The 8,818-nt window shown below is 72.7% G+C and carries 8 protein-coding genes and 1 pseudogene; 3 read left to right on the top strand and 6 right to left on the bottom strand.

The features are described from left to right. Positions 1 to 3 precede the first annotated feature (3 nt). From J0670_RS21490 to J0670_RS21465, 6 genes are all read right to left on the bottom strand, one after another. Positions 4 to 1,239 carry a hypothetical protein gene (locus J0670_RS21490; protein ID WP_207813269.1) on the bottom strand — a complete coding sequence of 412 codons (1,236 nt, stop codon included), beginning with the start codon at positions 1,237 to 1,239 and terminating at the stop codon, positions 4 to 6. A 65-nt stretch (positions 1,240 to 1,304) separates the two neighbouring features. Then, a complete protein-coding gene (locus J0670_RS21485; protein WP_207813268.1) occupies positions 1,305 to 1,847 on the bottom strand; it encodes a SigE family RNA polymerase sigma factor in 543 nt (180 codons plus the stop codon). A gap of 94 nt (positions 1,848 to 1,941) precedes the next feature. Beyond that, entirely contained in the window at positions 1,942 to 3,189 is a 1,248-nt protein-coding gene (gene mycP / locus J0670_RS21480) for a type VII secretion-associated serine protease mycosin (RefSeq protein WP_207813267.1), read from the bottom strand. Positions 3,190 to 3,279: 90 nt separating this feature from the next. Beyond that, a complete protein-coding gene (locus J0670_RS21475; RefSeq protein WP_207813266.1) occupies positions 3,280 to 3,570 on the bottom strand; it encodes a WXG100 family type VII secretion target in 291 nt (96 codons plus the stop codon). A gap of 98 nt (positions 3,571 to 3,668) precedes the next feature. Continuing rightward, on the bottom strand, positions 3,669 to 3,971 hold the full coding sequence (locus tag J0670_RS21470; protein ID WP_243437325.1) for a WXG100 family type VII secretion target: 303 nt from the start codon (positions 3,969 to 3,971) through the stop codon (positions 3,669 to 3,671). Between the two features lie 181 nt (positions 3,972 to 4,152). Then, positions 4,153 to 5,898 carry a type VII secretion protein EccB gene (locus tag J0670_RS21465; protein ID WP_207813265.1) on the bottom strand — a complete coding sequence of 582 codons (1,746 nt, stop codon included), beginning with the start codon at positions 5,896 to 5,898 and terminating at the stop codon, positions 4,153 to 4,155. A 388-nt stretch (positions 5,899 to 6,286) separates the two neighbouring features. Here J0670_RS21465 and eccE point away from each other — a divergent pair, with 388 nt between their 5' ends. The 3 genes and pseudogenes from eccE to J0670_RS21450 form a co-directional block, all read left to right on the top strand. Next, positions 6,287 to 7,540, top strand: coding sequence for a type VII secretion protein EccE (gene eccE, locus J0670_RS21460; protein ID WP_307806630.1), 1,254 nt, complete (start codon positions 6,287 to 6,289; stop codon positions 7,538 to 7,540). Beyond that, on the top strand, positions 7,540 to 8,307 hold the full coding sequence (locus J0670_RS21455) for a hypothetical protein (protein WP_207813263.1): 768 nt from the start codon (positions 7,540 to 7,542) through the stop codon (positions 8,305 to 8,307). Before eccE ends, J0670_RS21455 begins: the two co-directional genes overlap by 1 nt. Before the next feature lie 158 nt (positions 8,308 to 8,465). Beyond that, positions 8,466 to 8,818: pseudogene (locus J0670_RS21450) on the top strand (MinD/ParA family protein); the annotation flags it as partial.

Below are 8,818 nucleotides of genomic sequence, written 5' to 3'. Positions count from 1 at the left end.
GCGCTACTTCTTCGGCTTCCAGGCCGGGCTGGTGGCGATCGCCTTCAGCTGGTCCAGGGTGAGCAGCTGCTTGCCGTTCGGGTCCAGGGAGACGTAGACGCGCAGGTCGCCCCGGAGGACGTCCGCGGCCGGCTGGCCCTTCGTGTGCGCCGTGCCCGGGCCGTAGACCATGAGCTTCCCCCCGTCGGGCAGGACGGTCGCGTCCTGGAACATCTTCTCCGTCTGGTCGCCCGGCTCCAGCACCAGCTTCTGCACCCGCAGGAACACCAGCCCGGTGGCACCGCCCTGGGCGATCCTGACGTTCGCGATGACCTCGTCGCCGTCGATACCGGTGATCGTCACCCCGGCGGGCAGCAGTCCGGCGAGGATCGCCTGCCGGTCCTGCAAGGACAGGCCGGTGTCCTGGGCCGCCCGGTCGACGCCGTCGTACTGGAGGGCCGCGACGATCCGGTCCCAGGACTTGTCGGTGACGATCGCCTTCAGCTGGTCCGGCGTGAGCGGCGGGTTGGGGCGGCTGTCGGGCGCGCCCTTCTCCTGCGGCGAGTTCCACTCGCTGAGGTTGATCTCCCGGCCGTCCGGGCCGTTCAGCACCGCGATCCAGTCCTTGGTGTCGGCGCGGTGGTCCGGGTACTCGTAGCCCTGCATGAGGAACAGCTTGGAGCCGTCCGCCAGCGTGGTGACCGAGCAGGAGTCGACCCGGTTGATCTTGGGATCCGGGCAGGTCTGCTGCTGGGACTGGCCCTTGCGGTGCTTCTGGATCCCGAGCGACATCAGCGACTTGCCCCCGCCGTCGTCGAACACCAGCTGCGCGCCCGCGAAGGTGCCCTTCATCGTGGCGTCGTCGGTGCCGCGGCCCTGGCCGTCGGTGGTCTGGCCCTTGGGCAGCAGGGCCTGGAGGGTGGCCAGCACCTCGTCCCCGGTGATCACCGTCGCCGACGGGGTCGCCGCGGCGGCCGGGGCCGACGTTCCGGCCGGGCTCCCGGTCCCGGTCCCGGACGAGGCGGCCGCCACCGTGCTCGTGGCCGCGGGGGTGGAGCCGGTCAGGTACACCGCGCCGGTGCCCACCAGGGCCAGCGCGGCCGCGCCGCCGACCACCGCGGCGGTCGAGCGGCGCCGCCAGCGGCTGCGACCGCGCCGGTACCCGCCCGCGACCAGGTCGGCCTGCTCGGTGCGGAACCCTTCACCGGTACGGGTGAGGGCATAGAGAAGATCGTCTTCGAACTTGTCCGGTTCGGACATGACGGATCACCGTCTCCTTCGACGCGGAAGTGCCGGAAATGGTCAGTGGTCTGTGCTGAGTGCCGTCAGCGGTCGGCGAGTTCGGAGAGCGAGTCGCCGAGCAGGGTGCGCAGCCGGGCCAGCGCCCGGGTGGTCCGGGTACGGACCGCGCCGGAGGAGGAGCGCAGCACCTCGGCGGTCTCCTCGACGCTGCGGTCCTCCCAGTAGCGCAGCACCAGCACGGCGCGGTCCTTGGGCGCCATCCGCCCGAGCGCGTCGAGCAGGGTCAGCCGCAGGCTGCTGTCCGCGTCGTGGCCCTCCCGCTCCGGCAGGGCCACGGTCGGGCGCTCACCGCTGGAACGGCGGCGCTGCTGGGCGATGAAGGTGCGCACCATGACGGTGTGCGTGTAGGCCGCCGGATTGTCGATCCGGCCCCGGCCGCCGGTGAAGGCGCTGCGCCGCCAGAGCACGTACATCCGGCTGAGGGCCTCCTGCACGAGGTCCTCGGCGTAGTGGGTGTCTCCGCTGGTGAGCAGACAGGCCGAGCGGTAGAGGTGTCCGCTGCGGCTGGAGACGAGTTCCAGGAACTCGGCGTCCTTGGCCTCACGGCGCCCCCCGGTCCACCCCATGCCCGCCGCTCCCCACGTCCGTGCTCGCTGACACTTCATAGACGCGGTGAGGAGGCCGTGGTGTTACAGGTGTTCCGAGGATTCCTTCGAACGGTCAGTCGGCGAACCGGCGGCGGCGGTCGCGCAGCACCACGCCCCCGCCGATCAGCAGCGCGACCAGCAGCGCCCCGGTGCCGACCACGTACGTCGCGGTGCGGCCGTCCCGGTCGGCCTGGGTCTCGCCGAGGCCGACCGGCCGCGGCACGATCGGGGCGGCGGCCAGTTGCACGGGGGCGTCCGGGGTGGCGGCGGACGGCGCGACGTCGGGGGCCTTGGTGACGGCCTTGACCGGGTCCACCACGCCCCAGCCGATGTACCGGTTCGGCTCGCGCTCGGTGCGCTGGGCGGTCTGCTCGATCCAGGCCCGCACCTGGGCCGCCGTCCAGTTCGGGTGGGCGCCGATCAGCAGCGCGGCCAGCCCGGAGACGTACGGGGCGGCGAAGCTGGTGCCGTTGTCCACGCACTGGCCGCCGCCGGGCACCGTGGACAGCATGTCGACTCCGGGGGCGGCGACCTTCACGAAGGAGCCGTACTGGGAGAACGGCGCGCGCTCGTTGTTGCGGTCGGAGGCACCGACCGACAGCACGGTCGGGAAGGCCCCCGGGTAGGTGTCGCCCTCCTTGCCGTCGTTGCCGCTGGAGGCGACCACCACGATGTCGGCCTTCTCGGCGGCCTCGATCTCGGCCTTCAGATCCTGGTAGCCGCCGAAGTGGGCGTCGCCCGCGCCGCGCACGTCCTGGGAGATGTTGATGACCCTGACCTTGGCCTCGATGGCCTTGTGGATGGCCGTCACGAGGGTGGAGACGTCGCCATTGCCCTCGCTGTCGTTCTGCCGGATCGCCAGGATCCGGGCGTCGGGGGCCAGCCCGACGAAACCCGTCCTGTCACTGCGGCCGGCCGCGATGATCCCGGCCACCTTGGTGCCGTGGCCGACCGTGTCGTCCTTGGAGGTGCCGTCGACCGGCTTGTTGGCCTCCTTGTTGAACAACAGGCTGGGGCCCGCATCCACCTTGCCGGCCAGCTGGGGGTTGCGGTCGTCCACCCCCGTGTCGATGACGGCGACCGTCACGCCCGCACCGGTGGTCTTCCCGCCCTGCCACAGCTCGTCCAGCAGCAGGCGCTGCAGCGACCACGGCACGGTCGGCACGTCGGGCGCGGGCTTGGGGCAGTCTCCGGCGGCGGCCAGCCCCGGCCCGCCGTCCGCGTACGCCGGGGCACCGAGCGGGCCGCCCAGCACCACGAGCGCGGCGAGCGCCGCGGCCGTCCCACGGAACCCGCGTCCGGACACCTTGCCACCCCTCATGTTCTCCACCCCGTGCCGCACCGCGCGCCGAAGGGCGGGTGCCCGGAAGCCGGGTACCCGCCCCTGTCGTTCCCGCTCGGGAACGTTCGGTCAGCCCCAGAGACCGGCGTTCTTGGTCTCGGTCTGCTGGTAGCTGACCGCGGCCTGCTCCAGCGAGCCGGCGATCTTCGCGCAGGTCTGCTTCAGGTCGGAGGCCGCCTGGTCCCACTTGGTCTGCTGGGCGTTGTAGCCCTGCTGGGCCTGGCCCTGCCAGCTCTGGGCGATCTTGGTGACGTCCTGGCGCAGGTCGGACAGCATCTGCTCGATCTTGTTGGCCGAGGTCTGGACGTCCTGGGAGGCCTGGTGGAGGGTCTGGAAGTTGACGAGGATGTGGTCGGACACGATGTCTCCTTGACGAGGATGCGGAGCACCCAGCGCTCAGCCGCGGGCGCCCCGTCGAGCGGAAAGTCGGAACAGAGCGGTGGTCGGCGCTTCGGCGATCAGCCCTGCGGGCCGAACATCGCCTTCTGCTCCTCTTCGGTGCTCGCGTAGTGCTTGGTGGTCAGCTCGATGGCGTGCTGGATCGCGGTCAGCGACGCCTTCAGCGCGGCGACGTCCTCGTTGACCTGCCTCTGCAGGGCCTTGTAGGCGTCCGCCGCCTGGCCCTTCCAGCCGCTGGTGATGGTGTTGACCGTGTTCTCCATCGCCTTGCGCTCCTGCTCGATGGCCCCGCAGGCGGCCTCGATCTTCTTGGCGAAGGTCGTCATCTCCTGCGCGGTCATCGTGAACTGGCCGTCACTCATGCTCCACCGTCCCCCATGAGACAAACATCGTGTGTACAGAGGGCCCCATGACCCTGCCGCCGCATCACCCCTGTGATGTCCAGCAGCACTGTAGTCGGCACACGTAACTCACCCAACATCGAGTGTCGAGTAGTTACCAGACCATGACACTGAGGCCAATTCCGTTGCCGGGCTTGGCCGGTCAGGCGTTCTGCGGCTGCGCGGCGCTCTTCGCGGTCAGCGGCGGACCCGCCGGGACGAGGTTCGACCACTCCTTCGGCACCGGCAGCGGCTGGACGTTCTGGTAGCCCAATCGCGCCTGGTTGCCGCCTGATTGGTCATCCGGGTTCTGGGTCGGCTGGTCCCCGGAACCGGGGTTCGGGGTGCCCGGCTGCGAGGTCGCCGCCTTCGGGGCACCGCCGGCACTCGCCGACGGGGTGGGGCCGTGGCCGCCGTCGCCGTTGGCCGGGACGGAGTAGCGCAGGCCGGTCTCGGTGATCAGGAAGTCGGTGCCGGAACCGCCCGCCGCACCGGCGCCGGCGGCGTTGGCACCGGCAGCGTTGGCACCGGCGGCGTTGGCACCCGAGCCGCCGGCCGCGTTGTCCACCGCGCGGTAGAACAGGCCGTGACCGGGCGTCACGTACGCCGCACCCGCGCCGTTGTTGTACGCCGCCGGGTAGGACGCCCCGGCCCAGACGCTGCGCCTGGGCGTGTGGCCGTCCTCGGCCATGCCGTCGAAGGTGCTGCAGACGACCAGGCGGGCGTCCTGGCGGTCCTGCCAGTTGTTCACCGCCGCACCGGACTTCAGCGGCCAGTCGTCCGCGGTCTTCGGCAGCCGGACGTCGGTGTTGAGCTTGGACTGGTCGTCCGGGGTCATCTCGTCGCTGCGCGGCTTCTTGTCCTGGTCGTACTTGTAGAGCACCTGGTAGGCCGGGTTCTGCCGGATCAGCTCCGCCTGGAACGGGGTGATCAGGAAGAGGCTGTCCTTGCCGACCACGTAGTTGCGGTCCTGGTAGTGCACCAGCCGGCCGATCCGGCGGTCCGCCGCATTGCCCAGGTTCACCGAGGAGTTGGGGTTCGGGGTGTCGGCCACCCCCTGGACCTCCGGGAAGGTGATCGGGCTGGCGTTCACCAGGGTGTCCAGCCACTCGCGCTTGACCCGCTGCGGCACCGCGTTGGGCCCGTAGACCGCGGTGATCAGCGCCTTGCGCTCCTTGTCGTCCGACTGCGGCGAGCCGATCTCGTGCTTGCGGCCCTGCGCGTCGACCAGGTAGACCTTCGCGGCGCCCGCGGCCTGCTGCCCCGGCCCCGAAGCGGTCGACACCTGCTGCTCGTCCGCCTGCTGCACCAGCATCAGCTGATCCGGGCCGAGCATCCGGTCCTTGGCGGACAGCACCGCCGCGTCCGGGCCTGCCGCCACGAACACCGCCTGGTTGACGGTCTCCTGCTTCTCGTCCGAACCCGGGCGGTCGCAGACCGCCCACTTCATCGGCTGGCTCGCGTTGTCCTTGCTCGGCAACTTGTCCGGGGCGTAGGGGATGCCGATCGTCGGGCCGTGGTTGGGGTAGCGGTCCAGCACCCCGTCGTCCACCACCACGACCTTGGCGTCCGCCGGCAGCACCAGCCTCGCCGAGGACATGTTGAGCACCTGGTGCAGTCGCTTGGTCCTGCCGTCCGGATCGGTCAGCACCACGTAGCGGGTGGTCGACTGCTTGCCCTGGACGATGTTCTTGCCGTTGTCCCACTGGAGCGGCGCGGCGGGCTTGAAGACCCCCCAGACCCCGAACCCGGCCACGATCACCGCCCCGACCAGCACGCTCGGCAGCACCGCCTTCACCGGGCGCGGCGCGTCCTCGTCGCTGCCGCCGCCGGCGGGCAGCAGGAACGCCCCCACCGTGCGTTTGCGGGCGAAGGTGTACGCGTTCAGCTCGTCCCGGCGCGATGCCATCCTCGTCGTCCCCCTTGTCAGACGTGCTTGTCAGACGTGCTCGTCACACGTGTGCCGGCCGTGTGCCGACGCTGTCGGCCGCTGCCGCCGTGACCCGCCCCGTGGTCCGCACCCGCCGGGCGGGAACCGGCTCGAACCCTCTACGATGCGGCAGCAGACGGTGAGTACGGTACGGGTACGGTCCGTGAACCAGCCAGCCGGGCCGCGACAACGGATCAGAGAGGGCCACCGGGGGATGCCAAGCCAGACCGCTCCAGGACGCCGCGGCACCGCGCGCGGCGGGAGGTCGCGCCGGTCCGGAGGGGCCCGGCACGGCGGCCCGGCCGCCCAGGCCACGGCCGTCCACCCACCGGCGACGGGGACCGCCGACGGCCCCGTCCAGGTCCGGGTGAACCCCCGACCCGGGCTGCTCGGCGGCCGGCTGAAGCTCCAACAGCTCGTCCTGGTCGAGGTCGCCGCAGCCCTGGTCGCGGTGGGCTGGACGATCAGCCGCCCGGTCGCGGCCGGGTTCGGCGCCGTCTCACTGGTCCTGCTCGTGCTGGCGGTCGTCCCGCTGCGCGGCCGCACCATCCCGGAGCTGCTGCGGGTGCGCTCCGCCCTCAAGTCCCGCCGCAGGCAGGCGAAGACGCTGCTGCCACCCCCGGGCACCGACCCGGCGCTGGCGCCCGCGCTGGAGCTCGAACCGGCCCTGCGCACCTGCACCCACGCCACCGAGGCCGAGTTCGGCGGCCGCCCGATCCGCCGGGAGACCGGCATGGTCGGCGACGGCACCTTCCTCACCTCGGTGCTGCTGATCCAGGCCAAGGACCTGCCGCTGCGCCCGGTGCGCACCGCGCTGCCGCTGCCACTGGACGTGATCTGCTCGGCGCTCACCGTGGACGACATCACCCTGGAGTCGGTGCAGCTGGTCCAGCACACCCAGCCCGCCCCGGCCCCGCACCTGCCCGAGCAGTCGCTCGCCGCCCGCGCCTACCGCGAACTCCCGGACGGCACCTCCACCCCCGGGCTGCGGCTGACCTGGGTCGCGCTCAAGCTCGACCCGGAGCGGGCGGCCACCGCCGTCCGGGCCCGCGGCGGCGGCGAGGAGGGCGCCCGCAAGGCGCTGCAGCGGGTGACCGACCAACTGGCCGGGCGGCTCAACAGCGCCGGGTTCAACGCGACCGTGCTGGACGAGCGCGAGCTGATCGCCGCCCTGGCCATCTCCACCTGCGCCAACCCGATCACGGTGGCCGGACGCCAGGGCACCGGCAGCGGCGGCGGCACCACCCGCCGCACCCAGGAGGGCAACCGCTTCTGGCGGATCGACGACCGCTGGCACAGCACCTACTGGATCTCCCGCTGGCCGCAGCTGAGCCGCCCCGGCGGCGGCGCCGGCCGGATCGGCGCACCGGACCTGGTCAACCTGGTCACCGGCTCCCCGGCGCTGGCCAGCACCTTCAGCCTGACCGCCGGGCACGGCACCGGCGGCTCGGTGACCGTCAGCGGGCACCTGCGGGTGACCGGGCGCAGCGAGAGCGAGGTCGGCCAGGTCGGCCGCCAGGTGGAGGCGCGGGCGCAGAGCGCCGGAGTCGGCCTGGTCCGGCTCGACCTGGAGCAGGCCCCCGGCATGCTCGCCACCCTGCCGCTGGGAGGAGCGTCCTGATGGCGTACCAGTCCTATCCGGCCCCCGGCCCGCAGCCCGGCACCGAGCAACGGCGGGCACGGCCGCGGATCCTGCCCGGCTTCGGGCTGCGCGGCCCGCGCCGCGAGAAGCACGTGCTGGAGGCCGCCGACCTCGCGGCGCTGGCCTTCCCGGTCGGCGACGACGGCGTGCTCATCGGCGTCGACCCGCACGGACTGCCCGCGGTGCTCGGCCTGTTCCGCCCCAGCGCGTACGACCTGGTACTGGTCGGCGGTGTGTGGACGGCGCAGATCATCGCGCTGCGGGCGGCCGCGATCGGCGCCCGGGTCGCGGTGGAGACCGCCCGCGGCCAGCTCTGGGGCCCGATGGCGCAGGCCGCCGGCGGCGGACAGCCGTGCGTGACGATCCACCAGGTCGGCCGGCTCGGCCCGCAGGGCGCCTCGGTGGCCTCGCCGGTGCTGGTGGTGCGCGACCTCGGCGCCCGCCCGCCGCGCAGCCGGCTCTCCGCCGCACCGTGGCAGACCACCCTGACCCTGCTGCCCTACCTGGGCCCGAACGCCTCCCGGGTGCTGAACGCGGCCGACCTGGTCGGCGTGCAGCGGATCTCGCCGCAGGAGGCGGAACTGACGGGCCGGGTGCTGTCGCTGCCTCCGGAGGACGTGGCCTCGCTGCCCACCCTCGGCGACGACCTCACCCTGTGGGCCACCCGGATGCGGCGTCAGTACGTCCGGGCCGTGGCAGGGCAGGCCGAACAGCAGGTGCTCGGCGGTCCGCGCCGGATGGACTGAGCCGGACGGGCTGAGCCGGACGGGCTGAGGCCCCGGTCAGGGCCCGGTCGCCCCGGTCGGGATCCGAAGCCGCCTTCAACGGGGGCAGCCGTACGGCCTAGTCTTTATTGCGGCAACGGCACCGCTGAACAAGCGGCGGCGAACACGAGGGAGCCCTAGTGAGCAGCGATCGGGACGGCGTCTACGTCGGCGACAACGCGGCGGAGGACGACGACGACTGGTCCGACGCGCCTGACTACACTCCCCCGTCCTGGTACGTGCAGTCGGACCCGGCGGCGGCTCCGGCCGGGGCTCCGGCGGCGGCTCCCGCTGACGCTCCGGCGGCGGCCGAACCTGCTCCGGCGCCCGCTCCGACGACCGCTCCCGTGCCCGCTCCCGCGGCCGAGGCGGGACCCGCTCCGGCTCCCGCCCCTGCTCCGGTCCAGGTCCAGCCTCCGGTGCCCGCTCCGGCCCCGGCCGTCGAGCCGGTCCAGGCCCCCGCTCCGGTGGCGCCGGCTCCGGTCGTCCAGGC

It is taken from the genome of Streptomyces sp. FH025 (assembly GCF_017427025.1).
Taxonomy (GTDB): domain Bacteria; phylum Actinomycetota; class Actinomycetes; order Streptomycetales; family Streptomycetaceae; genus Kitasatospora.
This window is presented reverse-complemented; position numbering and strand designations above follow the sequence as displayed.